Below are 25824 nucleotides of genomic sequence, written 5' to 3'. Positions count from 1 at the left end.
TCGGCTGCACTGCCTCCTACGTGGGCTGGCTGGGACTTTTGCCGGGGAATCTCGATACGGCAGTGCGCTATTGTCCGGTACGACGCAACAATGCCCGAGGGGGATACTCATGCCACGTCCGTTGTTTTGGGTTGCCGTAATTGGCCTCCCCTTCATCTTGGGAGGCGCGACTGGCAACGGCGGCGTCATGCTCTTCGCCATCGCGCTCGTCCTGATCGCCAACCCGATCATTTGGAAGGTTCGGAAGGACCGCTACTTCGACTCTGACGAGTTCCAGGCGCTTCGTGATGACATCAAGTCTGTCGTCGCTGAGCACAACGAGGTCGTCAACTACGTGTCCGAGATTCGGGGTGCGGGCTCCTTTGAGTTGGGTGCCTCGTCGACCGGTCAGTATGCGCATCTTGCGAGGTTCGAGAACACGTCTGCGTGGAATAATCGCCGCGACCGGAACGTCGCCGAGTATGCGCCGCACGTGCACAACGCATCCCTCCAGGTGGTGCGCAATGCCAGCGCAGATCCGATCAAGTACCTGATGAAGTACTTCTCGATTAAGCCCACCCAGGAGACCCTTGCTGACCTCCAACGGGTCTCCGAGAGTGTGGCTCGACTCGAGGAAGCGGTAGGCAACGTCCACGTGCGCGAGCAGGCGATCACGGCGCGCATCAACCCGCCCAAGTTCATCCTCCAGCGTTACGCCGACGAGTACTGGAAGAGGGTGGGCGTCCACCTTTCTCCCGTGAAGGTCCCTTACCAGGAATACAAGTTCCAATACACCTCTGCGGGCGGCAACACGGGCCAAACGACGAGCGTGACGCTGGACACGCCGACCCTTGAAGCGCTATCGGCGACGCTGGTAGAACGAATTCGCTGGGCCAAGTCGGCCGCAGGGCAGCGCGCACTCATGACGACCCGTATTCGCACTCAGATCAAGGAGCGTGACGGGTACGCCTGCAAGCAGTGTGGGGTGTCAGTTGCTGCCGAGCCACACCTGCTCCTTGAAGTCGACCACATCTTGCCTGTGTCCAAGGGCGGACTAAGTACGCCTGAGAACCTGCAGACCCTTTGCTGGCGCTGCAATAGGTCCAAGGGGGCGAAGATCGTCTCGCAGGCGAGCGAGATCCCGCCCGTGTAACCCGCGTGCCGGAGGGGCCCGTCCACTGTGACCTGTGGGCGGGCTCTTTGCCTACCTGGCCCGCCATTCCTCGACGGTGGTGAGGCCGCGCAAGTCGCGGCTGGAGTTTCGACTACCCGCCCGAGGCAAGCGCATACAGCGTCGTTGGCGGCCAGATTCACAACAACGCCCCTCACATAGCCGTCGCCGCCGGGTGAGGGGTGTCCTGGCGCTCTGTCCTGGTTGGCCCGCTTGGTCGGTCGCAGTGGGCGCACTAGGCGGCCGGCATGGCCCGTCCGTCGCGATCGGCTTGGTATACGGGGCCCCCAGAACCACTTCGGGCGCAGGCGTGGTGTTGCGCTCGGTCCCTGATGGTAGTCCGCCAAGGATCGCGTCGTCCCCAACGTCGAGTGCGCATGCGATTCTTGCCATGTGATCGGTGTCTATCGCATCCTCGCCGTCGAACTGCCGCTGCAATCGAGTGCGGCGATTATCCGCGCGGGCGACGAGGTCTTGCACCGTCCACGCGCGACTGTCGGGAGGTTGCGCACCCATGCACTGCCCGTGCCGTCCTAGTCGATGTCATCGCGTCTCGTGGCCCGCGCGGGCCGCTCGGCGAGCCCATGCGGCGCCAGCACCTCGGCCACCACTTCCTCAACCGTCCTAGGGCTGTACTCGACCCCGATCAGCAGGTCGGTTGCAGTCTTCGACTTGGACATGATTCCCCTTAGGTGCTCCTCGGGTGCGTCATTCGTACCTCGAGTCGGTGACATTGGTCCGTGCATGCGCAGGTGCGGGCTTGACCCCTCCCCGGACTCCCACGGACCGATCCCGGATTGCCGTGTCCGGCCAACACAAGTAGCCCCTCAGGTACTGACCGCGCGGTGACGTCCCGCTGTGTGGTGGCGTTTCTCGGCGCGGTGCGGGTCAGTCGCTGGGGCAGACCCGTGGATTGCAGGGTGACGTCCCCTGGGTAGGTCGCGACGCACAGCGCATAGTCGCCGAGACTGCGCGACTACCTCGACTAATCACGCTTGATCCGACGGCCGCTCCACGTTCGCGTGGGGCGGCCGTCGTGCTTCCCGGCCGGCCGCCAGCGAGCGGGCCTCAGCGAGGAGTCTGCGCAGGCAGGCCGGTGACGGACTGTTCGCTTTCCCACGAGTCGATCCCGGTGACCCCGGGGAGCCGGTCGCGAGTAAACACCGGGTCGCGCCCTTCGCGCAGTTGTGCGCTGAAGTCCTTCAAGAGCGCAAAGACGTGGCGAGCGAGGAACGCGAGCGCGATCAGGTTGATGATCGCGAGCAGGCCCAGGAGAGCATCGGCCAAGGTCCACACGAGGGAGGCCGATGCGAGCGCACCCCCCAGCACCGAGCCCACTGCGAGCACCTGGAACACCCGTCGAGCGGCTGGACGGGTGGTGATGTACTCGACATTCGCGTCACCGTAGAAGTACAGGCCCAAGATGGTGCTGAAGCCCAGCAGCAGCACGATGACGGCGAGCAACGCCCCCGACCACGACCCCAGGGAGGCGATCACTGCCTCGCGCGTGAGGGCAATCCCGGCGGGCGCGTTGTCGAGGTCGGGGTTGGATACCAGCACGATGAACGCTGTCACCGAGCACACCACGAACGTGTCGAAGTACACGCCGAGCGACTGCACGAGTCCTTGCTTGACGGGATGGGTGGTCGCGGCGGCCGCAGCGGCGTTGGGGGCGGTGCCGAACCCCGCCTCGTTCGAGAACATCCCTCGCTGGACGCCCACCAAAATGACGGTGCCGATGGCGCCGCCGGCGACCTCCTGAGCGCCGAAGGCGTCAGTCATGATGGCGCTGACGGCACCGGGCAAGGCCTCCGCATTGAGCGCCACGACGACGATCCCGAGCACCAGGTACAGGACCGCCATGGCGGGAACAAGCGACTGCGTCCACGATGCGATGCGGCGTGCGCCGCCGATGACGACGAGGGCCGTCAGCGTGGCCAGCGCCACGGCCACGGCGCCGATGACGACGGGGGAGTCGGAGCCGATCTCCGCGTGCATGGTCTCGGCGATCGTGAAGGACTGCAGCGACGTGACGGCCAGGGGCGCCGCAACGATGAGGACGACGGCGGCGACGATGCCGAGCTTGCGCGTCCCCAGACCTCGCTCGATGTAGTACGCGGGGCCTCCACGGAAGCCCGATTCATCACGGACCTTAAAGAGCTGACCCAGCGTGGATTCGGCAAAGCTGGTGGCGGCACCGATGAACGCCATCATCCACATCCAGAAGATTGCGCCAGGACCGCCGAGCGCGATCGCCGTGCTCACACCGGCGATATTGCCGATCCCCACCCGGGAGGCGGCAGACACGGTGAAGGCCTGGAACGCGGACAGCGACTGCGGCTTGCCGTCGGCGTCGGTGGGGGTACGGTCGGTGAGGCCCGAGAACATGCGCGGCAGCATGCGCACCTGCACCACTCCTGTGCGCAACGTGAAGTAGATGCCCAGCACTGCGACCAGCGGCAGCACCAGCCAGGTCCATAGCCAGGTGTCGGCTGCGGTGATCCATTGCTCGAACTGGCCCATGGAAAGAAACGGTAGTGCCACGAAAGGTGCCAGCGCGCGTGCACGGCGTGCGCATCGGCCCTGACGGAGGTGCCGTAGCATCGAACCCGGTCATCTTCGACAAGGAGCTTCCCTCGTGGACGTCGCACGGTACATCCTGATCATTGCCCACTTCATTGGTCTCGCGGCCATTCTTGGGCCCTTCCTGGAGCAGTGGAGGGCGGACGCCAAGCGCGTCACCACCACCATGGTGTGGGGTGCACGCGCCCAGATTGTGACGGGCCTGTTGCTGGTGGGCCTTGCGGAGATGGGTGACGGCGATCTCAACCACGTCAAGATCGCGGTCAAGGTCGCGGTTGCGCTGGCCGTCGCGGGGCTGGCCGAGGTGGGCGCCAAGCGCGACGGTGACAGTGCCCGCTTGTTCTGGTTGCTCACCGGCATCCTGACCGTCGTCAACATTGCCGTCGCGGTGGTGTGGCACTGACATGACTCAGGTGCGACTAGCGTCCTCTGCGGATGCCGCGGAGATCGTCCACCTGGGCGCCCTGATGTATAAGGCTGTGGGTGCCAAGCCCACGCCCACGTGGGCGGTCGACGCCACGCAGACGGTGCGCGACCGGCTTGGCAAAGACCTCATCGGGATGGTCGTCGACGCGCCCGAGGGCGGGCTCGCGTGTTGCGGGTTGGTCAACATTGCGCCGCGCTTGCCCAAGCCGGGTGCCCGCGCCCACTTCGCGGGCTACATCCAGTGGGTGTCGACCGCGCCGCAGCATCAGCGCAAGGGCTACGCCCGCGCGGTGATGGACGCGCTCCTCGAGGAGACGGATCGCCTGGGGATCGAGGTCATCGAACTGCACGCGACGCCACTCGGTCGGCAGCTGTACGAAGAGCTCGGCTTCTGGGTCAAGAGCGACAACATCGCGATGATGACCGTGCGGGGCCGCGAGGACGTTCCTCGGCCTGTGGGTGAAGGACTGTAGCGCCGCTGGCTAACGCGAGTCGTCGGCAGAGGCGAGCCTGCGGTCGGAGCGAAAGTCCTGTGAGGCGAAGGGCGCCGCAAAGGCCACGCACGCCGCGAGGCCGGCCGCCCACATGATCGCCAGGCTCTGCGGCTCACCCTCGGCGCGACCGTAGGCGATCCACCCGAGGCCCCAGGCCATCGCGAGCCCGAGGGGGACGCACACCCACGGCGCGAACCGCGTCGCGCGGGCGCTCAGTACAGCGATAACGCTCACAGCCACGAGCACCGCTACCGCCCACGCGGTGCCGTCACCGGGGGAGGCATCGAGCATCGCGCCACCCCACGCGGCAACGTTGGCGGCGGTCGCGACGGAGGCCCATCCCAGGTAGAGGCCAGTGGTGACGTCGGTGACCACGGCATCGAGAAGGCTCGTGCGTGCGATGGCCACGAGCCGCCGGACCACCAGTCCGAGCGTCGCTACGAGCGCCGCGATGACGAGGACGGACGCCCACAGCGCGTTCGCTTGGACCGTCGCGATCCACGCGGCGTTGAGCACCATGGACGTCAGCAGTGGCCACGCGACGGCTCGCATGCGCTCGTCGTTCGCGCGCGAGGGCAACGCTTGCACGACCGCAAAGGCGGCAAGCCCCACGTAGATCACCGACCAGATCCCAAAGGCGGCCGATGCGGGTGCCAGCAGGGTGGCATCGGCGGCGAGCGCTCCTCCCGCGGCATCTTCAATGGGGGTGCCGCCGAAGGCCCCGGACCCCCACGCCGCGCCTGCGATGGCGAGGGCAGCGCCCGCGAGAACCACGACCTGCCTGGTGCGATCCGCCGTGGTTGCTTCTGTGTGGGTCGTCGTCATGCTGTTGCCTCCCGCGTGCGACAACACTCAGCGGGGTCGCGCTGTTCCTCGCCCGGCGCGGCACGGTCAGCGGTGTCGGTGCAGCCGCCTATCCTTTCCGGGTGGCAGCATCCGACTACTCCGCACGACACCTGTCCGTCCTCGAGGGCCTTGAGGCGGTGCGCAAGCGACCCGGCATGTACATCGGCACCACGGACTCCCGTGGTCTCATGCACTGCCTGTGGGAGATTATCGACAACTCTGTCGACGAGGCGCTTGGTGGATACGGCGACACGATCGAGATCATCCTCCACCCCGATGACTCGGTGGAGGTCCGCGACCACGGGCGCGGCATCCCGGTCGACGTCGAGCCCAAGACGGGCCTGACGGGCGTCGAGGTCGTCATGACCAAGCTGCACGCTGGCGGCAAGTTTGGCGGCGGCTCGTACGCCGCATCGGGCGGCCTGCACGGCGTGGGCGCATCCGTCGTCAACGCCCTGAGCGAGCGGCTCGACGTCTACGTCGACCGCGGGGGAGCGACCCACCACATGGCCTTCCGCCGTGGCGAGCCAGGGCGCTGGGGCGACACCGTCACCGCGCCGAGCCTTGACTCTCAGTTCACGCCGTTCGTCACAGGATCTTCGCTCGACGTGGTCGGCAAGGTGGCGAAGAACCGCACCGGCACGCGGATTCGCTATTGGGCGGATCGCCAGATCTTCAACAAGAGCGCGCGTTTCACCTTCGAAGACCTCATCACGAGGGCACGCCAGACCGCCTTCCTGGTCCCCGGGCTGACGCTCACCGTGCGCGACGAGCGCAATCCGCTTGAGCCCTCCGAGGAGTCGTTCCGCTTTGACGGCGGCCCGCGCGACTTTGTCGACTTCATTGGCATCGACACCGCGATGACCGACACGTGGGAGCTCAAGGGAACCGGCACCTACCGGGAGACCGTCCCCGTGCTCAAGAACGACGGCACCTTGGTGTCCGAAGAGGTCGAGCGCGAATGCGTGGTCGACGTGGCGCTGCGTTGGGGCAACGGCTACGACACGCAGGTGCGCTCGTTCGTCAACATCATCTCGACGCCCAAGGGCGGCACGCACCAGGCGGGATTCGAGGCGGGCCTGACCAAGGTGATGCGCAAGGTCATCGAGACCAATGCGAGGCGTCTGAAGCTCACGGGCAAGGACGGTGCGGAACGCATCGAGAAGGACGACATCATGGCGGGCCTGACCGCCGTCGTGACGGTCCGCATCCCTGAGCCGCAGTTCGAGGGTCAGACCAAAGAAGTGCTGGGCACCGCACCCGTGCGCGCCATCGTGTCGAAGGTGGTCGAGACCGAGCTGGGCGCGATCCTGGGCTCGCCCAAGCGCGACACCAAGGCCCAGGCCAGCATCGTGATGGAAAAGATCGTCGCGGAGATGCGGGCACGCGTGGCGGCCCGCAAGCAGAAGGAGATCTCGCGACGCAAGAACGCGCTCGAGACCTCCTCACTGCCCGCGAAGCTCGCCGACTGCCGTAGCAACGACATCGAGCAATCCGAGCTCTTCATCGTTGAGGGCGACAGTGCGTTGGGCACCGCCAAGCTCGCGCGCCGCTCCGACTTCCAGGCGCTGCTGCCCATTCGAGGCAAGATCCTCAACGTCCAAAAGGCCTCGGTCACGGACATGCTGCACAACGCCGAGTGCGCGTCGATCATCCAGGTGATCGGTGCTGGATCGGGCCGTACATTCGACCTCGAGCAGGCCCGCTACGGCAAGATCATTCTGATGACGGACGCGGACGTCGACGGCGCCCACATTCGCACCCTGCTGCTCACGCTGTTCTTCCGCTACATGCGACCCATGGTGGACGCCGGTCGCGTGTACGCCGCTGTGCCGCCGCTGCACCGTGTCGAGGTCAAGGGCTCGCCCCGTCGTGAAAAGGAGTACATCTACACGTACTCCGAGAAGGAACTCACGGAGACGCTGCGCGAACTCAAGCGCTCCGGTCGCAAGTACAACGAGGATATTCAGCGCTACAAGGGCTTGGGCGAGATGGATGCCGACCAGCTCGCTGAGACCACCATGGATCCCGAGCACCGGACGCTGCGTCGCATCACCGCGGAGCACGCCGAGGCTGCAGAGCGCGTGTTTGAGTTGCTCATGGGCAATGAAGTGGCTCCTCGCCGCGACTTCATCATCGCGGGAGCGGAGACGCTCGACCTGAGCCGGATCGACGCCTAGCGGGCCGCGCATGGACCTCAGGCCCCCGTATCCCACGCTCCCGTACCTGGAGCGCGAGGCTGGACTGCCTCACATGGGGGCTTCGGTCCGGGGCCCCCGCGCTCTTGAGCACGAGGACGTTGACGCGATCATGGCGTGCGCGGACGCTCAGGCCCTCGCCGAAATGAAGGCCTACGCGCGCTCGTACTTCGCGGTGAGCGGCATGATCGTCATGTCCGCCGGCGGCGTGGTCGCGGCGACTGCGGCGCGCAGGCCGGCCTTGGCACTCGGCGCCGTCGCGCTCGGCACGCTTGCTGCACTCGGCGTGATGGAGGCTCGTAGGAGCGCACGCCAATGGGAGGCCGTCATCGACGCGCGCCTGACCACCCTGGCGAGTGGCTCGCCAGGTGAACACGGCAGCCCTGCTAGCGGGCGCATCGGCCGGTTGCACTAGGACCTCCCACCGCCAGGTCTGGGACCTCGGCTGACACAATGGCCACGTGAGTCACACCGATCAGCCATACGATGAGGAGCGCGTGCGATCAGTGCACGAGGTCGAAGAGAGCCTCGAGCCAGTGTCGCTGATCGAGCAGTCGCGGGTGATCATTCGTACCGGCCAGCTCATGCTCGCGTCGGGCACGGCGAGCTATCGCGTGAAGCAAGCGATGCGGGCCGTCGCGCAGTCGCTCGGTATCGACCACCACACCAACCACGTGTCGATGACGGACATTTCCGCGACGTCGCACCGGGGCAAGATCTTCCGCACCGAGGTCGCAGAAAACCGGTCTTTTGCCGTGAACTCGGATCGCCTGGCACACCTGGACCGCATGCGCCGCACCCTGCCCGAGCGGACGACGGCGGACGAGGTCCACCGCGCACTCGACGCGATCGAGGCCAGGGGAGCGCTGTATCCCGGGTTCGCCAACTCGATGTTCGCGGGCGTCGCGTGTGCGGCCTTCGCGGTGCTCAACCACGCGCTCGCCTGGGAGGTCGCGATCGTGTTCGTGGCCGCCGCGCTCGGGCAGTGGGCCAGGCGCACGCTCGCCCACCGCCACTTCAACCCCTTTGGCACCACGCTCGTGGCGGCCGCCGTTTCGGCCTCGGTGTACGTGCTGGGCATTGTGGCGATCGGCGCCACAGGGGAGGCGGTAGAGACCCACGCTGCGGGCTACATCTCCTCCGTGCTGTTCCTGCTGCCAGGCTTCGCGCTCATCACTGGCGCGCTCGACATGGCGCAACTGGATCTCAAAGCCGGGATTCAGCGCATCGCCTACGGAACCATGATCACCATGGCCGCCGCCGTCAGCGTCTGGGGCGTGTCGCTCATCGAACCGCTGTCGACGGTCGTGCGGCCCGATGCTCAGATGGCGCTGTGGCTACAACTGACCATGTGGGCGGTCGCGAGCGGCGTCGGCGTGCTGGGCTTCGCGCTGATGTTCAATAGTCCGCTACCGATCGCGCTCACCGCGACGGCGATCGGCGGAGTCGCCAACGCGGCGCGCCTGTTTGCGGTGGATGCCGGCGCGCCCATCCAGGCCGCCACCGCCTTGTCATGCTTGGGTGTGGGCGTGCTCGCCGCAGCCGCAGCGAGCGGGGGTCGTTTCCCGCACATCACGGTCTCTGTGCCTGCCGTGCTGGTCATGATCCCCGGGGTGTCCGCGCATGAGGCGCTCGTGTCCTTGAACTCGGGCGACTACATTGGCGCAGCCGCAACCATCCTCGAAGTGAGCCTGATCATGCTGTCGATCATGGTCGGTCTCGTGGGAGCCAAGCTGGTCACCGACCGTGAATGGGCCTTTGAACGTCTGCGCTGAGCGCGAACGGTTGGGGAACAGGGGGTATCGACCGCTACCCTCGGTTTCGTGACAGAGAACCCGACGCCCGAAACCCCGCCGGAGCGCGAGCTCGCTCGCCACGCCATTCCCGACCCCTTGCGCGACGACGTGCGTCTGCTGGGTGGTCTCCTTGGCCAGGTCATCATGGAATCCGGCGGGCAAGACCTGCTGGACGACGTGGAGCGCCTGCGCGAGCTCACCATTCGTGCTCATGGAGTGCGCAGCGCCGACGGCGCGGCCGCCCTCGATGAAGCAGTCGAGCTGGTCTCGACGTTCTCGCTGTGGCGAGCCGAGCAGGTCGCACGCGCCTTCACGTGCTACTTCCATCTGGCGAACCTCGCTGAGGAACACCACCGCGTGCGCGTGGTGCGCCAGCGCCAGGCCTCGTCGCTGACGGAAGACGACTCGCTGTCGCGCGCGTTCGAGCAGCTTGCCGAGGAGGTGGGCCGGGACGAGGCCCTGCGGCGCGTCCAGGCCCTCGAGTTCCGTCCTGTGCTGACCGCGCACCCGACTGAGGCTCGCCGCCGCGCCGTCTCCGGTGCCGTGCGCCGGATCTCCGACCTGCTGGTCGAGCGCGACCACTCGCAGCTCGGTGGCACCACCAGGGCCGAGAGCGACCGTGCACTGCTCGCCGAGATCGATGCGCTGTGGCGCACGTCGCTGATCCGAGCGTCCAAGCCCGAGGTGCTCGACGAGGTGCGCTCCGCTCTCGCGGTGTTCGACTCGACCATGTTTGAGACATTCCCCCGGGTGTACCGCCGCCTGGACGACTTCCTGCTCGACGGCGACGCCGGGCGCGTGCAGCCGCTGGCGCGCCCGTTCGTGAGCCTGGGCAGCTGGATCGGTGGTGACCGGGACGGCAACCCGAACGTCACGGCCGAGGTCACGCGAGCCGCTGCCGCGCTTGCCTCTGAGCACGCGCTCCGTGCTCTCGAGAAGTCCGCCCGTGGCGTCGCACGACGTGTGACGCTCGACGACTCGTCCACGGTGCCGTCAACCGCGCTGTTGGCGCTGCGCCAGCGCCAGGGGCAGATCGACGCCTCGCTCAGTGCCGAGTGCGACTACGAGGCGCCCCGCGAGTCGCACCGCGCGGCTTTGCTGTTTATCGCGGCGCGCATCGCTGCGACGCAGGCCCGCAACGCGGACCTGCAGTACGCGCAGCCCGGCGACCTGCTGGCCGACCTCGCCCTGGTGCAGAGCTCGCTCGTGGAGGCCGGCGCCGCCCGAGCTGCCTATGGTGACCTGCAGCAGTTGATCTGGCAGGTCGAGACCTTCGGCTTCCACCTCGCGGAACTCGAGGTGCGTCAGCACTCGCAGGTGCACGAGGAGGCCCTCGCTGACATCGCCACCAACGGCGTGCACGGTGAACTCCAGCCGCGCACCAAAGAGGTCCTCGATACCTTCCGTGCCGTGGGCGCGGTCCAGCAGCGCTATGGGATCCGCGCCGCACGACGCTACATCGTGTCGTTCACGCAGGCCCCCGAGCACCTCGCTGCCGTCTATCAGCTCGCCGAGCATGCCTTCGGCGACCAGGTCGACGCTCCCGTCATCGACGCGGTGCCGCTGTTCGAGACCTTCGAGGACCTCGAGAACTCGGTCGACATCCTTGAAGCGATGCTCGAGCTGCCAGTGGTGCAGCAGCGACTGGCGGACAATGGCCGGCGGGTAGAGGTCATGCTGGGCTATTCCGACTCGTCCAAGGACGTCGGACCGGTGGCCGCGACGCTCGCGCTGCATTCCGCTCAGGAGCGCATCGCCGCATGGGCCGCGCGGCACGACATCGCGCTGACGCTGTTCCACGGTCGTGGCGGTGCGCTGGGACGTGGCGGCGGCCCCGCCAACCGCGCGGTGCTCGCCCAGCCCCCGGGCTCGGTCGAGGGTCGCTTCAAGCTCACCGAGCAGGGTGAGGTCATCCTCGCTCGCTACGGCGACCCCGTGATTGCAGAGAAGCACATCGAGGAGGTGGCCGCGGCCACGTTGCTCCAGGCCTCTCCGTCGGTGGAAGCCCACAACGACAGTGCTACCAGGCAGTATGCCGGGCTCGCGAGCAGGCTCGACGCCACGTCGCGTGCGCGATTCCACGAGCTGGTCAAGGCCGACGGCTTCCCGCAGTGGTTCTCGCAGGTCACGCCCCTCGAGGAGGTGGGCCTGCTCAACATCGGCTCACGTCCTGCCAAGAGAGGTCTGTCGGTCAACTCCCTCGATGACCTGCGTGCGATCCCGTGGGTGTTTGCCTGGAGCCAGGCCCGCATCAACCTTGCCGGTTGGTACGGACTGGGCACCGCGCTGGCCGACAACGGCGACCTGGACGAGCTGCAGCGGGCCTACGCTGAGTGGCCGTTGTTTGCGACCCTGATCGACAACATCGAGATGTCGCTGGCCAAGACCGACGAGCACATCGCCGAACGCTACCTCGCGCTCGGCGACCGCGAAGACCTGGCACAGATGGTGCTCGACGAGATGCGTCTGACGCGCGAGTGGGTGCTGAAGATCACCGGCGCTGAGTTCCCGCTGTCGGGCCGTCGAGTGCTGGGCCGAGCGGTCCAGCTGCGTTCGCCCTACGTCGACGCGCTGTCGCTCATCCAGGTGCGCGCACTTGCTGCGCTGCGTACGGGAGCCGCCGAGGGCATCGACGAGACGACCATCGCGCAGATTCGCCACGTGCTGCTGCTCACGGTCAACGGAGTCTCCGCCGGCCTGCAGAACACGGGCTGATCCGGCGACCACCCCCCTCGCTCCTCTTTCGAGAAAATGGATCCATTTTCTCGAAAAGGGAGCGGGTGAGTGGCTGGCGGCTGGTCAGCCCAAAGGGGCTTCTGGCGGCAACACCCACGCCCGGTCATTCGGCTCGTAGCCGATGCGGGGGTAGTACTCCGCGGCCGCGGGAGCGGCCGTGAGGGAGATTTTGCAGCCCACCGCTAAGTGGTCCCGGAGTTCGCGCTGCAGCGCGAGGCCGATGCCGGTGCCCTGGGCGGCCGCATCGACCGCGAGATCGGCCAGGTAACAGGCCAGATGGAAGTCCGTGACGGCTCTTGCAGCGCCCACGAGCACGCCGTCCTGACGGGCCGTGAGGACGATGGAGGAGCCCCGCAGTGCGCCCTCCATCGCTGCACGGTCGTGCACGGGCCTACGCTGCGCGAGGGTCGAGCGCTCGAGCAGGTCGAGGTACTCGTCGAGGCTCAGGTTGTCCTCGCGCGCGTAGACGACACTCATCAGCCGATGCCGGCGACCGGCGCGGCCAGCGTGGTGCCGGAGCCGTCGCGGCGGCCGTGCTCCTCGGGAAGGTCGACGGCCTGACCCGCGCCCGACGAGGCGCGTGGGGGAGCGGTGCCCACCCACGCGCTCAGAAGGCCATCTTCGCCCTTGAGGAAGCGCTGCGCGCGCACGCCACCGGTCGCACGACCCTTGGTGGGGTATTCCGCGAGCGGGGTGACCTTCGCACTGCCCGGCACCGTGCCCGGCAGGGCGGTCGACGAACCTGCGATGGTGACCACCACCGCATCGTCTGGGCTGGTGATCACGCCAAAGAAGACGGCGGTGCCACCCTCGGGCAGCTTGATGCCTGCGATGCCTCCGCCGGTGCGGCCCTGCGGGCGCGCAGACGACTGCGTGGCTTCGAAGTGCAGCAACGCTGCCTGGTCGGACACGAACACCAGATCCGCGCCGTCGGGTGCGACGGCGGCGCCGATGACCCGGTCGCCTTCCTTGAGAGAGATGACCTCCCAGGCATCCTTGCTGGGCGCGGGCTCAGGCTTGACGCGCTTGAGAATGCCCTGCGCCGTGCCGATCGCGAGAGGCTCGGGGGAGTCCAGCGGGACCAGCGCCACGGCCTCCTCGTCCTTGTCGAGGGTCACCAGTTCGGCCAGCGGACTACCGCCACCGAGTGACGGCGGCTCGCTCGTCGGCGCGAGCGCGGGCACATCGAGCAGGGAAAGGCGAACAACACGGCCAGCGGAGGTGACCACGCCGACGTCGGCCCGTGCAGAGGCAGGCACGACGGAGCGCAAGACATCGTGAGGGCTGCGGCGACCGTCGCGCACGGGTTCGGTCTCGTCGGCGGTGCGCGCCACCAGGCCGGTGACGGACATGAGTGCAAAGCAGGGCGTGTCGGCGACCTCGAGCGAGACCGCCGCTGCCTTGCTCGCGCCCTTGCCCGGAATCGCGGCGGCCGAAGAGACCGCGCCTGCCTCCGCGAGCAGGATCGTCCGACGGGGCGTGCCGTAGGCGGCTGCAGCGGCGTCCATCTCGGACCCGACCACGTCGCGCAGGACGGAGTCCGACCCGAGAATCTCCTGCAGCTCGGCGATCTCCGCAAGCAGCTGCGCCTTCTCGTTTTCGAGCTCGAGCCGAGAGAACCGCGTGAGGCGGCGAAGGCGGAGTTCAAGAATGTAGTCGGCCTGGAGCTCGGACAAGTCGAAGGCGGTGCGCAGTCGCTCGCGGGCCTCGGACGCGTCCTCGGACGAACGGATGATCTGAATGACATCGTCGATGTCGAGGATGGCGATGAGCAGACCGTCGACCAGGTGCAGGCGGTCCTGCCGTGCGCGCAGGCGCGAGGCGCTACGGCGGCGCACCACGGTGATGCGGTGGTCGATCCAGACCTGCAGCATCTCCTTGAGGCCAAGGGTGCGGGGCTGCCCATCCACGAGCGCGACGTTGTTCATCGAGAACGACTCTTCGAGCGGCGTGAGCTTGTACAGGCGCTCCAGCACGGCCTCGGGGTTGTAGCCGTTCTTGATCTCGATGACGAGCCGTAGCCCGTGCTTGCGGTCGGTGAGGTCGGTGACAGCGATGATGCCCTCGAGCTTTTTCGCGGACACTCCGTCCTTGATCTTTTCGATGACCTTCTCGGGTCCCACCAGGTAGGGCAGTTCGGTGACGACGATGCCTTGGCGGCGGGCCGACACCTTCTCGATGCGAGAGGTCGCACGGGTGATGAACTTTCCGCGACCCGTCTCGTAAGCCTCACGGACGCCTTCGAGTCCCACGATCTTGCCGCCACCTGGGAGGTCGGGACCTGGCACGAAGCGCATGAGCTCCGACAGTTCTGCACGGGGATTGGCGAGCAGATGGCGCGCGGCCGCGACGACCTCGATGAGGTTGTGCGGCGCCATGTTGGTGGCCATACCCACGGCGATACCGGAGGCACCGTTGACCAGCAGGTTGGGGATCGCCGCCGGGAGAACCTCGGGTTGGGTGAGCTTGTTGTCGTAATTGGGGACCCGGTCGACGACATCCTCGTCGAGGTCGGCCAGCATGGCGATCGCTCCCGAGGCGAGGCGGGCCTCGGTGTAACGAGACGCAGCGGGGCCATCGTCAAGCGAGCCGAAGTTACCGTGTCCATCCACGAGTGGCAGGCGCAACGAGAAGTGCTGCGCCATGCGCACCAGGGCGTCGTAGATCGCGGAGTCGCCGTGGGGGTGGAGCTTACCCATCACGTCGCCCACCACGCGGGAAGACTTCACGTGCGCGCGGTCGGGGCGCAAGCCCATCTCGCCCATCGAGTACACGATGCGTCGCTGCACGGGCTTGAGCCCGTCACGGGCGTCAGGAAGCGCCCGTGAGTAGATCACCGAGTAGGCGTACTCGAGGAACGAGGCCTCCATCTCGGCGCTGACGTCGATGTCGACGATCTGCCCGTCGGTGGCGTCCGCCATGTCTCTCCTTCAGGATGGTCGGTCAAAGCTGCGGGCCATTGTCTCGCCAGACGCTGACACCCCAGGGGTGCCACGCGGCGCGGGTGGTCACCCCACGTGTGAGGTGGAACAATGGCCACCATGTCTCACACGCTGGATCAGGCCGTCGCGGTCGCTGGATACTACCCCGCACTGGCCACGTCAGTGCTCCGCCACGCGATCGCGGACGAGTCCGTCAAGGCTCACTTTGTGCACGCCGAGACCACTTTCGACGACCGCGCGGTGCGCCGCCACATGACCATTCTGGTGATCACGGACACGCGCCTGCTGCGCGTCCACATGGACGACGGCGCTGGACACGGCGCAGAGGGCACTCACGAGGCGTCGGCGACGGTGGAGACCGCATTGCTGAGCGGCATCTCCAACCTCGCCATGACACACGTGGTGCATCACCCGGAGCGCTTCGCCGACAACGACGTTCCTGCCGAGTTGGTGCTCGCCGTGGGCTGGGGCGTGCATTCGCGGATCGAGCTCGAACCCGCGGGCTGCGGAGACGAGAACTGCGAGGCCGACCACGGCTACACGGGCGGCATCACGGGGGACGACACGCTGGTGCGCGTGAGCGCCATCGCAGACGGCCAGGACTCGGTGCGCGCACTGCAGGACTTCGCTGCCGTCTTGCAGCGCTCGATCGGGCCGCGTGGGTGACCTCCCTGGCTGAGCTCAGCGCGTTAGGGCTCCGTCTGCCTGATTACGGCGGGCGCGAACTTGGCGCCGTGCTGCCCGCCGCGCTGGCCGCCGTGGGCGCGGCGCACGTGGTACCGGGCCGGCGCGCCGACGAAGACCGCGTGCGCTTGGGCATTCCCCGTGCGCGCCACGTCGTCGTGGTGTTGCTTGACGGGGTCGGGCATCACAACCTTGAGGCCAGGCGCGGCCATGCGCCCTTCTTGCGCAACGCCGAGCAAGGCACGATCACCGCGGGCTACCCCACGACCACCGCCGCATCTTTGGCGCTGTTTGGCACGGGCCAGACCAGCGGTCGCACGGGCATGACGGGCTACACGGCGCGCAATCCCCGCACGGGACAACTCGCCAATCTCGTGTCGTGGGAGGGCGCCGATCCCGCGCTCGAATGGCAGCCGCAGCCGTCGTTGCTCGAGCGAGCCGCTGCATCGGGATTTCAAGTGACGACGCTCGGCAAGCGCCGGTTCCAGGGGTCGGGGCTCACCCAGGCGGTGCTGCGCGGCGGCCAGTTCATAGGCGCTGAGCGGTTGGCCGACCGCATCGACGTGGCCGTTGCTGCCGCATCGAAGCCGGGTGTCTCGTACTGCTACTGGGGTGAGATCGACGCGGCGGGGCACCATCATGGCTGGGGCTCCCACGAGTGGGTGGCCGCTCTCGAGGACGCTGACCGTGAGTTGCGCAGACTCGCGGCCTCGCTTCCGAAGGGCGCCATCATGGTGGTCACGGCCGACCACGGCATGGTGGACGTTCCCGGCGCCCCCCGCTGGGACGTGGCGACCGACCCGGCTCTGTGCCGCGATGTCGAGATCATCGCGGGCGAGCCACGGGCCGTTCACGTCCACCTTGAACCGGGTGCGGACCCGGTCGCAGTGGCAAGCCGCTGGCGTGAGCGCCTCGAGGGGCATGCGGCGGTGTGGACCAGGGACGAGGCCAAGGCACTGGGGCTGTTTGGCGAGATCCTCCCGGAACTCGAGCCGCGCATCGGCGATGTGGTGGTGGCGATGGCGGGACGTGCGACGGTGGTCGATTCCCGCACTCAGACCCCGCAATCGCTTCAACTCGTGGGGATGCACGGCTCCCTCACCCCTGAGGAGCTCGAGGTTCCCTTGCTGCTGGCCGACTAGGCAGCTCTTCTGCCAGGGCCGAGTGGGTCTTACACTCGCGCCATGGCTGAATCCTCAGTGTCCTTTGGCGTCGCCACGGCGGATGCTCGACTGGTGATCGTCCCTGGGCTCGGCGGCTCGGGGGAAGGTCACTGGCAGACCAGGTGGGAGGCCGCACACCCGCGGGCGTCACGATTCGCGCCCGCGAGTTGGGACCGCCCCTCGCTCGACGATTGGCTTGCCGCGCTAGACCGCGAAGTACGAGCGGTCGACGAGCCGCCGATCCTGGTGGCGCATAGCCTGGGGACCATCGTGGCCTCGGCCTGGATGACGGTGCATCCCACGGGGGCGCGAGCGGCGCTGCTCGTCGCGCCGCCCGACGCCGGGCGTGCACAGGCGCCCGCTGTCATCAAGCCCTTTGCCGATGCGGTGCGCGGACCACTGAGCGTTCCGGCGACCCTGATCGCGAGTCAGGACGACCCCTACGGTGAGTACTCCCATGCCGAGCACGTCGCCGAGTTACTCGGTGTCAGGCTCCACAGTGTGGGCGCGGCCGGGCATATCAACGCTGACTCGGGCCTGGGGGAGTGGGCACAGGGGCTGACGTTCCTCGAGGAACTCGCCCGGGCTTAGTCCTGCTTGGCCCCGAAGACGATCTCGTCCCAGCTCGGCACGGAGGCGCGCCCTCGACGGGCCGGGCGGGCCTCATCCTTGGGTTCGTCCTTCGCTTGGTCGTCGTTGGCCGCGCCATCGCGACGCGCTGAACCCGCAGGGTGCGGCATGGAGGCACCGGAGGAGCGCTCTCCAAAGGCGACTTCCGCTTCGCGCACGCGCTGTGCGGGGCCAAAGCCCTCGAACTCCTCGTCGTCGTCGTCCTCGTCCAAGTCGAAGTCGTCCTCGTCGATCCGCTCGCGCTGACCGCGGCGCACGTGGAGGTCTTCGAGCAGGAGCTCGGTCGCAGACGGCTCGGTGGGTGGCGTGTCCTCGGCATCGTTCGCGACAGGCATCAGCGGACGCGACTGGTCGAGGGGGGCGTCGTCCGCGACGGCCTTGACGGCGCTCAAGTGACGCTTGGGGATCGGGACGTCGAGGAGTTCAGTTTCGGTGAGCCACCGGGACTCGTCATCCTGCGCCGTCACTGCTCGCGCAGAGTGGTCGAATACCCACAGAGCGCGCACGTTGCGCCCCTCGACGCGATAGTCCGCGGCCACCTTCCACGGCTCGTCGGGCTCGCGCCACGCGTCCCACACCACCGATTCGGGGTCCACGCCGCGGCTCGCGAGGCGGTCCGTCACCAAATCAGACAACACGGGGGCGCCAGCGTCGCGCCCAATGCGCGTCGAGCGAGCGAGTTCTGCGATGTAGGCGCGTTCCGCGAGCACGGGCGCCTCATAGCGCTCGAGGGCCTCGAAAGGCTCCCCGGTGAGCTCGGACAGTTCCTGCGCGTTCAGGCCGCCGCGAATGCGCTGCTGAATCTCGCGCGGCGTGAGGCTCGACTTCGTGGGGTCATCCGACTCCTGCACCACGCGGGGTCGCGTCAGAGCGACCGTGCGGCGCAAGTCGTCGGTGAGTTCGAGTTCGAACTGCTCGCCGTCCTCGGTCGACAGGATGAGGTGTTCGCCGTCATCAGCGGCACGCACCAGGGACACTCGAGTCATGCCCCCAGGGTGCCACGGTGGTCCCTGCTTCGCCCGCTACGGCCCCGGCGTGCCGGACACCTCACGGGCCGTAGCGCCGATGCGGCACGATGGTGAGCATGACCGACACCACCGCGCTACTCACCACGGCACGCGCTCTCGCGCGCGAGACAGGCCAACTCATCATCGACGGCCGTGCGAATGCCGCCGTTCACGACACGAAGTCCTCCGACAGCGACATCGTGACCCAGATGGACCTTGCGGCCGAGAAGCTGCTGCGGGAGCGGCTCGCCGCGTTGCGCCCCGGCGACGCGATCCTGGGTGAGGAAGGCGACTTCGCCCCGGGTACCTCTGGCATCACCTGGGTGCTGGATCCGATTGATGGCACGGTGAACTACCTGTACGGCCTGCCGCACTTCGCAGTGTCAGTGGCTGCCGTGTCTGGGCCGCCCCAGTCAGGGCAGTGGACTGCGTTAGCGGGTGCGGTGTGTGACGGCACCGGCACCGTGTGGTCAGCGGGAGCGGGGCTGGGCGCCTTCAAGGATGGCGAGCCGCTGACCCGCACGCAAGGGCCTGCGCTCGCAGGCACGCTGCTCGCGACGGGCTTCCAGTACGTTCCCGAACGCCGCGCACGCCAAGGCCAGATCGCCGCCGCGATGCTCGACCAGGTGCGCGACATCCGCCGGCTTGGCGCCGCGGCCGTCGATTTGTGCCTCGTGGCAGCGGGGCACCTGGATGCGTACTACGAGCACGGGCTCAACGCGTGGGACTTCGCCGCGGGCGCCCTCATCGCGCAAGAAGCAGGGGTGCGAGTGGCCAACATCGACGGCGGACCGCCGGACGAACGCCTGGTGATTGCGGCCATGCCCGAGGTGTGGCAAGAGCTTCGCGACGCCCTTGTCTCAGCGGGCGCCGACCGCACATGGGACCCGCCGAACCTCTAGAGTCGCGCTCGCCGGATTTTTGGGGCACAATGCCTGCGCTCGGGGGAACAAAACCCCAGTGACGTGCATTCAGTACTCACACACGTTCGGTGAAGGGATCAATGCCACATGGCAACCGACTACGACGCACCTCGCAAGACTGACGACGAGATCTCTGCGGACTCCATCGAGGAGCTCAAGGCTCGTCGCAACGACAAGGCCTCCGGGGTGGTCGATGAGGACGAGACGGAAGCGGCCGAGGGCTTCGAGCTCCCGGGTGCTGACCTGTCTGGTGAAGAGCTGTCCGTGCGCGTGCTTCCCGCACAGCAGGACGAGTTCACCTGCATGTCTTGCTTCCTCGTGCACCACCGGAGCCAGCTCGCGTCCTTCGACAAGGACCAGCCCATCTGCTCGGAGTGCGCGGCCTAGGAGCCTGGTGACGTGACCTCCGTAGACGTGCTCATCAGCACGACTGACCCTGATGTACCGCTGCCCGCGTACTCCCATCCGGGAGACGCGGGAGCGGACATCACCACCCGTATCGACGTGGAGCTCGCTCCCGGCGAGCGGATGACCGTCCCCACGGGTCTCTCGGTGGCGTTGCCTGACGGCTACGTGGCGCTCGTCCATCCCCGCTCGGGGCTGGCGGCGCGCCACGGCATCACCGTGGTGAACGCGCCCGGCACTGTGGACGCGGGCTACCGCGGCGAGATCGCCGTCACCCTGCTGAACACCGATGCGCGTGAGACCGTGCGTTTCAAGCGCGGCGATCGTATTGCTCAGTTGGTATTCCAGCGAGTCGAGCGGGCGACCTTCATCCAGGTCGACACGCTCCCCGGTTCACACAGGGGAGAGGGCGGGTTCGGCTCGACGGGAGTGTCGCAGTGAAGACGGCGACCCCCATCGATTCCCTCGCGGTGCGCGAGATCGGCACCGTTGAGGGACGCATCGTGTCAATCACCGTGGAGCCGCGCGACGCGGCGCCGCAACTCACCGCGCGCATCGACGACGGCACGGGCCGTCTCGACGCGGTCTTCATGGGCCGTCGCGAGATCGCGGGCATCGAGCCCGGCGCCCGGGTGAGCGTCACCGGTCGGGTCAGCGAGACCGAGACCTCGTTGTGCCTGTACAACCCGTCATTCGAGCTGCGATGAGCGAGGACGCGCCCGGCACCGCGCCTCACGACCAGCCGGGCACCTCGCGTGAGGGCATGAGCCAACTGGCTCAGTCGGAGGACTTTTCCATCGCCGAGGCGATGGGTGGTTGGCGCGGCTTCGCCGAGTCCGTCGCCCCCGGCGTGGTGTTCGTCGTCGCCTTCCTCATCTGGGGAGGGTTCCGGGCACCCGTGATCGCCTCCGTGGCGACCGTCGCCGTGCTCGTGGTGGTGCGTCTGATTCAGCGTTCGAGCACCCAACAGGCGCTGTCGGGCGTGGTGGGCGTGGGAATCGGAGCCATCTGGGCGTGGCGCGCCGGGGACGCCGGGGCCTACTTTGTGCCGGGGCTGTGGCTCAACGCCGCCTATGCACTGGGCCTGGTGCTGTCAATGATCGTGCGGTGGCCGCTCGTCGGTGTCGTCGTGGGATTGCTCAAGGGCACTGGCATGGAGTGGCGCCGCCACCCTGGGTCGATGCGCGCGATGCAACTGGGCACGGCCGTGTTCGCGGCGATGTACGTGATGCGACTGGCCGTGCAGGCACCGCTCTACTTTGCCGATGCGGTTGCCGCCCTGGGGACGGCGAAGCTCATCATGGGGGTGCCGCTCTTCGCGCTCACGTTGTGGGTGGTGTGGCTCCTGGTACGGAACGCAGTACCTGATTCAGCTCCTCAGGATCCGCCTCAGCCGACACAATAAACAGCAGTTCGTCGTGCGCCTCGAGTGTGTCGTTAGGGCTGGGCGCAATGGTGCGGTCGGCACGCACGATGCACGACAGGACGATCTCGGCGGGCCAGTGGATCTGACGCACCATCGCACCCACGACCGGGGCGTCGGCGGGCAGCGTGACCTCGATGATGGACGCTCCCGACTGGTGGAACGTGAAGACCTTCACCAGGTCTCCGATGGCGACGGCCTCTTCCACCATGGCGGTCATGATGCGCGGGGTCGAGACGGCGACGTCAACGCCCCATTGAGCGTCGTACATCCACTCGTTGCGGGGGTTGTTGACGCGCGCGACCGTGCGCGGCACGCCGAACTCCGTCTTGGCCAGGAAGGACACGACGAGGTTGACCTTGTCGTCGCCCGTCGCTGCCACCACGACGTCCATGGTCTCGGTACGGGCCTCGGCAAGGGCAGTCATCTCGCATGCGTCGGCGAGCATCCACTCTGCTTCGGACACTTGCGCGATCCGCATACCGGTGGGGTTGTTGTCCATCAGGACAACCTCGTGACCGTGGTCGAGGAGGTCGCGCGCAATCGAGCGGCCCACGGAGCCCGCGCCTGCAATCAAGACCTTCATGCGCGCGTCCCGGGGGCCTTGGACAGGACGCGGGTGACCGCATCCCTGGCGTCGGACGACATCATGAGGTGCAGTCCGTCGCCAGGCTGCAGCACGGTAGCGGACGTGGGGATCACTCCTTCGGAGAAGCGCTGAACGTAGGCCACCCGGGCCCCGGTGGCCTTCTCGAGCTGCTCGACAGTGGCGCCCAGCCAACCTTCGTTGTAGCCGAACGACCTCAACGTCACACCGGCTGCCTCATCGACGAACTTGGCGTCGGTGCCGCCCGGCAGGAGGTGAGAAACGATCTGCGCGGTGGTCCATGGCACGGGGGCGACCGTGCGGATACCGAGCCGGTCGTAAACCTCGGCGCGGCCGGGGTCCGAAATGCGGGCGACGACGTTCTCGACTCCGTAGGTCTCGCGCACGACACGCGCGGCCAGAATGTTCGAGTTGTCTCCCGACGACACGGCCGCAAAGGCGTAGGCGTCTTCGACCCCGGCGGACACGAGGGTGTCGCGGTCGAAACCGAGGCCGGTGATGCGCTGGCCCTGGAAATCGGAGGGTAGTCGGCGGAAGGCATCCCCGAGTTGGTCGATGACGGCGACCGTGTGGCCGCGAGCCTCGAACTCAGAGGCGAGGGCGGCGCCGGTACGGCCACAGCCCATGATCACGATGTGCACGAGACCCCACGCTATACCCGCCGGCCTAGGATGGTGCGACGTGCGACGTATTCTGCTGGGTCTGCGGAGGTTGGTCCTCGGCGACCCCATCGCGACCGATGCGCTGACGCCTGTCACTCTGCGCACGCGCCTGGCGCTGCCAGTGTTCGGGGCGGGCATGCTGTCTGCGGTGGCCTATGCGCCAGATGCCGTGGTGGACGCCCTGCGCCGGGGCAGCCAGCAGGGAGCGATCCCCTACATGGCGGCGGGCGTGGTGCTCATCATGCTCTTGCTGGGCTTCGCCTACCGGGCGAACGTCCGTGCGCGACCCGACGGGCTCGGGGACTACGGCACCGTGCGCGACATCCTCGGCAGGCGTGCGGGTGTGGTCACCGGCGCCTCGCTGCTGATCGACTATCTCTTCACCGTTGCCGTCTCGGTGGCGGCGCTGACGCAACTGATCCTGTTCTTGGTGCCATCCCTGCAGGACTGGGCCTCCCTCATCGGCGTAGGGATCCTGGGGCTCATGACGCTCGTGAGCCTGCGCGTGATGCGCGACCGGGCACGCGTCCTGATCATCGTGTGGTTCGGCTTTGTGGTCATGCTTGGCCTGCTGGTGGTGCTCGGCATCGCGCGCCAGGGCGCTGACGCCTCGGCGCCCATTCCTGCAGACCCGCCGACCACCCTCACCGTACTCATCGCCTACGCGGGTGCGATCGCCTCCGGCGCCGTGATGGTCACGGGTATCGAGCACCTCGCCTCGGCGGCCCCGAATCACGCCGAGCCGCAGGGCAAGCGTGCAGGCAGAACCCTGCTGATTGCCGTCATCACCTCCGCCGTGGGATTCATGGCCGTCTCGATGCTCGCGTGGTCGTACCGCATCACGGGCTGGGCAGACGGGCCCATCTTGTTGCAGACGGCTGAGCGGATCGTGCGCGAGCCGTACTGGCTGTGGTTCGTCGCGCTCGCCGCGGGTGCGATTCTCTGGGCCGCCGCATCGGCCGTGTTCCGGCGCTTCTCGACGCTTGCCTCGGCACTTGCGAAGGATGCGTATTTGCCCCGCCAGTTGTCGATGAAGAACGACCGCATCGTCGTGCGCGGCGGCATCCTGACGGTGGCCGTCGCGGCGTCAATCGTGGTCGCTGTCACTGGTGCGAATATCGAACAACTCATCCACATGTACGTGGTGGGAGCCTTCACCGCCATCGTGCTCAGTCAGGTGGCGATGGTGCACCGCTGCACCGACAAGCTTCAGTTGGCGACCGAACGCAAGGTCTTGCGCAGTCTCGCCCTCGAGCGCGTCCTGCACGGCACGGCGGCAGTGGTCGCCGCTGCCGTACTGCTCATCGTGGCGATCTTCAACTTCGTCTACGGCGCGTGGGTCGCGATCGTGCTGATCGCTTGCCTGGTGTCGATCATGCACGCGATCAACCGTCACTACGCCGCGGTGCGTGCAGACGTCACCCTCCAGCCGCGTGACCTCGACGTCGCGCTACCGAGCGCTACCCACGGCGTGGTGCTCGTGGCACAACTTCACCGCCCCGCGATGCGCGCCATCGCCTACGCGAAGGCGGCTCGCCACTCGACCCTCGAAGCGGTGGGCGTGCGCATGGACCCCGAGGCGGCCAGGGAGCTCCAGCGCACCTGGGGCACGATGGATTCCGGGATTCCGCTCGTGATTCTCGACTCTCCTTACCGTGACCTGGTGGAGCCCGTGATGGAGTACGTCCGGTCGATTCACCGGCGCAGTCCCCGCGACGTGGTGGTCGTGTACGTCCCCGAGTACATCGTCGGCCGCTGGTGGGAGCGGTCGCTGCACAACAAGTCCACGGAACGCCTGCGCGGCCAACTCTTGGGGCTGAACTCCGTCGTCGTGAGCGCCGTTCCATGGCACCTGGAATCGGCGCGTGAGGCCACCGCTGTGGAAGAGGTGCCCCCCACCCCGAATGAGGAACTGCCGTGAGTCACACGATCCGCCTGGAGATTGGCGCGCCCGCACACGGCGGGCATTGCATCGCTCGCTACGACGGCCGCGCCGTGTTCGTGCGGCACGCGCTGCCTGGCGAAGTGGTCGAGGCCGTGGTCACTGAGGGTGGCGACGATGCTCGGTTCTGGCGTGCGGATGCCGTCGAGATCCTCGAGCCGTCGACCGACCGGGTCGAGCCGGCATGGCCGCTGGCCGGTCCCGGGGGAGTGGGTGGCGCTGAGTTGTCACACGTGGCGCTGCCCGCGCAGCGCGCCTGGAAACTCGCGGTGCTGCGCGAGGCCTTCGAGCGCTTTGCGCGGCAGGAGTTTCCTGGCACGGTGAAGGCCGCACCGGGGGACGACGAGACCGGAGGGCTGGGCTACCGCACCCGAGTGACCGCCACCGCGGATGTGCAGGGCAGGGCAGCGATGTATGTGTTCAGGTCCCAGCGCTTGCTGGCGCTCAACGCCATGCCGCTCGCGGTGCCTGAGGTGGAAGCGGCTCTGCTGGGCACGCGGTATCCGGCCGATGCGCGTATTGGCGTGGCGCAGGGAAGTGACGGTGGCGTACGGGTCACCGTCGATGGCCGGCCCTGGCGGGCCGGCAAGGTCGACCAACGCCCCAACGCGGCACGTTCGGTGCACGAGCGGGTGACGCTCGACGGCGAGGATTTTGATTTCAAGGTCGACGCTGACGGGTTCTGGCAGGTGCACCGGGCCGCGCCCGGCGTGCTCGCGGGTGAGGTGCTGGCACGCGTGGGTGATGCCCGCCGGGTCGCGGACCTGTACGCAGGCGCGGGGCTGTTCACACTCCCGCTCGCCGCGACGGGGCGCGAGGTGGTGTCCGTCGAGACCGATCGCGGCGCGTCTCGTGCGGCCAAGCGCAACCTTCACGGCCACGCCAACGCGAGCATCGTCCACGGTGACGCGCGCCGCGCGCTCGAGTCGGGCATCGGCCAGCAGGACGCTGTCGTGCTCGACCCGCCGCGCTCGGGCGCAGGCAAGCGCACGATCGACGCACTCGCCGGGACGCGGACCGAGCGCATCGTCTACGTGGCGTGCGATCCCGTTGCCCTCGCTCGGGACACATCGCTGCTGGCAGAGCACGGATACCGGCTCGTGGATGCCCAGGCCTTCGATCTGTTCCCCATGACTCACCACGTCGAGACTGTCGCGACCTTCACGCTGTCCTGACCCCCGCATCGAACGGTCCTTGCGGGCCGATA

25 protein-coding genes are annotated in these 25824 nt (G+C 67.6%); 17 read left to right on the top strand and 8 right to left on the bottom strand.

From position 1 onward, the window contains the following. Positions 1-187 precede the first annotated feature (187 nt). Positions 188-1132 carry an HNH endonuclease gene (locus tag ACK5NO_RS11580; RefSeq protein ID WP_416812833.1) on the top strand — a complete coding sequence of 315 codons (945 nt, stop codon included), beginning with the start codon at positions 188-190 and terminating at the stop codon, positions 1130-1132. Positions 1133-1683: 551 nt separating this feature from the next. Here ACK5NO_RS11580 and ACK5NO_RS11575 read toward each other — a convergent pair. Continuing rightward, complete coding sequence (locus ACK5NO_RS11575; RefSeq protein WP_416812832.1) at positions 1684-1830, bottom strand: hypothetical protein; 147 nt, start codon at positions 1828-1830, stop codon at positions 1684-1686. 388 nt (positions 1831-2218) lie between these two features. After that, on the bottom strand, positions 2219-3673 hold the full coding sequence (locus tag ACK5NO_RS11570) for an alanine/glycine:cation symporter family protein (protein ID WP_416812831.1): 1455 nt from the start codon (positions 3671-3673) through the stop codon (positions 2219-2221). A 115-nt stretch (positions 3674-3788) separates the two neighbouring features. On the opposite strand from ACK5NO_RS11570, the gene ACK5NO_RS11565 reads away from it, so the two are divergent. After that, the gene (locus ACK5NO_RS11565) at positions 3789-4136 is read left to right on the top strand and encodes a hypothetical protein (RefSeq protein WP_416812830.1); all 348 of its coding nucleotides are present in this window, start codon (positions 3789-3791) and stop codon (positions 4134-4136) included. Between the two features lies 1 nt (position 4137). Continuing rightward, positions 4138-4632, top strand: coding sequence for a GNAT family N-acetyltransferase (locus ACK5NO_RS11560; RefSeq protein WP_416812829.1), 495 nt, complete (start codon positions 4138-4140; stop codon positions 4630-4632). 9 nt (positions 4633-4641) lie between these two features. Here the strand turns inward: ACK5NO_RS11560 and ACK5NO_RS11555 are convergent, their stop codons facing one another. After that, a complete protein-coding gene (locus ACK5NO_RS11555) occupies positions 4642-5478 on the bottom strand; it encodes a TspO/MBR family protein (protein ID WP_416812828.1) in 837 nt (278 codons plus the stop codon). A 101-nt stretch (positions 5479-5579) separates the two neighbouring features. Between ACK5NO_RS11555 and ACK5NO_RS11550 the strand changes: the two genes are divergently transcribed. The 4 genes from ACK5NO_RS11550 to ACK5NO_RS11535 are packed head-to-tail and all read left to right on the top strand — an operon-like array spanning position 5580 to position 12208. Further along, positions 5580-7679, top strand: coding sequence for a DNA gyrase/topoisomerase IV subunit B (locus ACK5NO_RS11550; RefSeq protein ID WP_416812827.1), 2100 nt, complete (start codon positions 5580-5582; stop codon positions 7677-7679). Between the two features lie 10 nt (positions 7680-7689). Then, positions 7690-8112, top strand: a complete 423-nt coding sequence (locus ACK5NO_RS11545) for a hypothetical protein (protein ID WP_416812826.1) — start codon at positions 7690-7692, stop codon at positions 8110-8112. Between the two features lie 46 nt (positions 8113-8158). Then, entirely contained in the window at positions 8159-9472 is a 1314-nt protein-coding gene (locus ACK5NO_RS11540) for a threonine/serine ThrE exporter family protein (RefSeq protein WP_416812825.1), read from the top strand. Positions 9473-9520: 48 nt separating this feature from the next. Continuing rightward, positions 9521-12208 (top strand): phosphoenolpyruvate carboxylase, encoded by a 2688-nt coding sequence (locus ACK5NO_RS11535; protein WP_416812824.1) that lies wholly within the window; start codon positions 9521-9523, stop codon positions 12206-12208. A gap of 84 nt (positions 12209-12292) precedes the next feature. Here the strand turns inward: ACK5NO_RS11535 and ACK5NO_RS11530 are convergent, their stop codons facing one another. Then, positions 12293-12706 carry a GNAT family N-acetyltransferase gene (locus ACK5NO_RS11530; protein WP_416812823.1) on the bottom strand — a complete coding sequence of 138 codons (414 nt, stop codon included), beginning with the start codon at positions 12704-12706 and terminating at the stop codon, positions 12293-12295. Further along, positions 12706-15150 carry a DNA gyrase/topoisomerase IV subunit A gene (locus ACK5NO_RS11525; RefSeq protein ID WP_416812822.1) on the bottom strand — a complete coding sequence of 815 codons (2445 nt, stop codon included), beginning with the start codon at positions 15148-15150 and terminating at the stop codon, positions 12706-12708. The genes ACK5NO_RS11530 and ACK5NO_RS11525 overlap by 1 nt, the downstream gene beginning before the upstream one ends. 120 nt (positions 15151-15270) lie before the next feature. On the opposite strand from ACK5NO_RS11525, the gene ACK5NO_RS11520 reads away from it, so the two are divergent. From ACK5NO_RS11520 to ACK5NO_RS11510, 3 genes are read left to right on the top strand one after another with little or no spacing between them, the layout of a single operon-like run. Continuing rightward, positions 15271-15837, top strand: coding sequence for a DUF5998 family protein (locus tag ACK5NO_RS11520; protein WP_416812821.1), 567 nt, complete (start codon positions 15271-15273; stop codon positions 15835-15837). Then, positions 15834-16997, top strand: coding sequence for an alkaline phosphatase family protein (locus tag ACK5NO_RS11515; protein WP_416812820.1), 1164 nt, complete (start codon positions 15834-15836; stop codon positions 16995-16997). The genes ACK5NO_RS11520 and ACK5NO_RS11515 overlap by 4 nt, the downstream gene beginning before the upstream one ends. Positions 16998-17039: 42 nt before the next feature. Beyond that, entirely contained in the window at positions 17040-17609 is a 570-nt protein-coding gene (locus tag ACK5NO_RS11510) for an RBBP9/YdeN family alpha/beta hydrolase (RefSeq protein WP_416812819.1), read from the top strand. On the opposite strand, the gene sepH is transcribed toward ACK5NO_RS11510, so the two are convergent. Further along, entirely contained in the window at positions 17606-18634 is a 1029-nt protein-coding gene (gene sepH, locus ACK5NO_RS11505) for a septation protein SepH (RefSeq protein ID WP_416812818.1), read from the bottom strand. The two genes, ACK5NO_RS11510 and sepH, sit on opposite strands and share 4 nt — an antisense overlap. 98 nt (positions 18635-18732) lie before the next feature. On the opposite strand from sepH, the gene ACK5NO_RS11500 reads away from it, so the two are divergent. The 5 genes from ACK5NO_RS11500 to ACK5NO_RS11480 all read left to right on the top strand — a co-directional run bounded on the left by ACK5NO_RS11500 (position 18733) and on the right by ACK5NO_RS11480 (position 21388). Further along, positions 18733-19557, top strand: a complete 825-nt coding sequence (locus tag ACK5NO_RS11500; protein ID WP_416812817.1) for an inositol monophosphatase family protein — start codon at positions 18733-18735, stop codon at positions 19555-19557. 108 nt (positions 19558-19665) lie between these two features. Further along, entirely contained in the window at positions 19666-19965 is a 300-nt protein-coding gene (locus tag ACK5NO_RS11495) for a DUF4193 domain-containing protein (protein WP_416812816.1), read from the top strand. A gap of 12 nt (positions 19966-19977) precedes the next feature. Next, positions 19978-20424 (top strand): dUTP diphosphatase, encoded by a 447-nt coding sequence (gene dut, locus ACK5NO_RS11490; RefSeq protein ID WP_416812815.1) that lies wholly within the window; start codon positions 19978-19980, stop codon positions 20422-20424. Further along, complete coding sequence (locus ACK5NO_RS11485) at positions 20421-20690, top strand: OB-fold nucleic acid binding domain-containing protein (RefSeq protein ID WP_416812814.1); 270 nt, start codon at positions 20421-20423, stop codon at positions 20688-20690. Before dut ends, ACK5NO_RS11485 begins: the two co-directional genes overlap by 4 nt. Next, positions 20687-21388: a DUF3159 domain-containing protein gene (locus tag ACK5NO_RS11480; RefSeq protein WP_416812813.1), complete on the top strand. Its 702-nt coding sequence runs from the start codon at positions 20687-20689 to the stop codon at positions 21386-21388. The genes ACK5NO_RS11485 and ACK5NO_RS11480 overlap by 4 nt, the downstream gene beginning before the upstream one ends. Here ACK5NO_RS11480 and ACK5NO_RS11475 read toward each other — a convergent pair. Further along, a complete protein-coding gene (locus ACK5NO_RS11475; protein WP_416812812.1) occupies positions 21306-21992 on the bottom strand; it encodes a potassium channel family protein in 687 nt (228 codons plus the stop codon). The two genes, ACK5NO_RS11480 and ACK5NO_RS11475, sit on opposite strands and share 83 nt — an antisense overlap. Further along, positions 21989-22654, bottom strand: a complete 666-nt coding sequence (locus tag ACK5NO_RS11470; protein ID WP_416812811.1) for a potassium channel family protein — start codon at positions 22652-22654, stop codon at positions 21989-21991. Before ACK5NO_RS11470 ends, ACK5NO_RS11475 begins: the two co-directional genes overlap by 4 nt. A 40-nt stretch (positions 22655-22694) precedes the next feature. Between ACK5NO_RS11470 and ACK5NO_RS11465 the strand changes: the two genes are divergently transcribed. After that, positions 22695-24596 carry an APC family permease gene (locus ACK5NO_RS11465; RefSeq protein ID WP_416812810.1) on the top strand — a complete coding sequence of 634 codons (1902 nt, stop codon included), beginning with the start codon at positions 22695-22697 and terminating at the stop codon, positions 24594-24596. Continuing rightward, complete coding sequence (locus tag ACK5NO_RS11460; protein WP_416812809.1) at positions 24593-25792, top strand: class I SAM-dependent RNA methyltransferase; 1200 nt, start codon at positions 24593-24595, stop codon at positions 25790-25792. The genes ACK5NO_RS11465 and ACK5NO_RS11460 overlap by 4 nt, the downstream gene beginning before the upstream one ends. Positions 25793-25824: the final 32 nt, after the last annotated feature.

The organism is Demequina sp. (assembly GCF_047975725.1).
GTDB lineage: Bacteria > Actinomycetota > Actinomycetes > Actinomycetales > Demequinaceae > Demequina.
The sequence above is the reverse complement of the archived record's forward strand: the minus strand, read 5'-3'. Positions and strand labels throughout refer to the sequence as shown.

Bases quoted from the DNA above. Each gene is read 5' to 3' on its own strand.
- ACK5NO_RS11580 (WP_416812833.1), top strand. From the start codon at position 188: ATGCTCTTCGCCATCGCGCTCGTCCTGATCGCCAACCCGATCATTTGG.
- ACK5NO_RS11575 (WP_416812832.1), bottom strand. From the start codon at position 1,830: ATGTCCAAGTCGAAGACTGCAACCGACCTGCTGATCGGGGTCGAGTAC.
- ACK5NO_RS11570 (WP_416812831.1), bottom strand. From the start codon at position 3,673: ATGGGCCAGTTCGAGCAATGGATCACCGCAGCCGACACCTGGCTATGG.
- ACK5NO_RS11560 (WP_416812829.1), top strand. From the start codon at position 4,138: ATGACTCAGGTGCGACTAGCGTCCTCTGCGGATGCCGCGGAGATCGTC.
- ACK5NO_RS11555 (WP_416812828.1), bottom strand. From the start codon at position 5,478: ATGACGACGACCCACACAGAAGCAACCACGGCGGATCGCACCAGGCAG.
- ACK5NO_RS11545 (WP_416812826.1), top strand. From the start codon at position 7,690: ATGGACCTCAGGCCCCCGTATCCCACGCTCCCGTACCTGGAGCGCGAG.
- ACK5NO_RS11530 (WP_416812823.1), bottom strand. From the start codon at position 12,706: ATGAGTGTCGTCTACGCGCGCGAGGACAACCTGAGCCTCGACGAGTAC.
- ACK5NO_RS11525 (WP_416812822.1), bottom strand. From the start codon at position 15,150: ATGGCGGACGCCACCGACGGGCAGATCGTCGACATCGACGTCAGCGCC.
- ACK5NO_RS11520 (WP_416812821.1), top strand. From the start codon at position 15,271: ATGTCTCACACGCTGGATCAGGCCGTCGCGGTCGCTGGATACTACCCC.
- ACK5NO_RS11510 (WP_416812819.1), top strand. From the start codon at position 17,040: ATGGCTGAATCCTCAGTGTCCTTTGGCGTCGCCACGGCGGATGCTCGA.
- sepH (WP_416812818.1), bottom strand. From the start codon at position 18,634: ATGACTCGAGTGTCCCTGGTGCGTGCCGCTGATGACGGCGAACACCTC.
- ACK5NO_RS11500 (WP_416812817.1), top strand. From the start codon at position 18,733: ATGACCGACACCACCGCGCTACTCACCACGGCACGCGCTCTCGCGCGC.
- ACK5NO_RS11495 (WP_416812816.1), top strand. From the start codon at position 19,666: ATGGCAACCGACTACGACGCACCTCGCAAGACTGACGACGAGATCTCT.
- ACK5NO_RS11480 (WP_416812813.1), top strand. From the start codon at position 20,687: ATGAGCGAGGACGCGCCCGGCACCGCGCCTCACGACCAGCCGGGCACC.
- ACK5NO_RS11475 (WP_416812812.1), bottom strand. From the start codon at position 21,992: ATGAAGGTCTTGATTGCAGGCGCGGGCTCCGTGGGCCGCTCGATTGCG.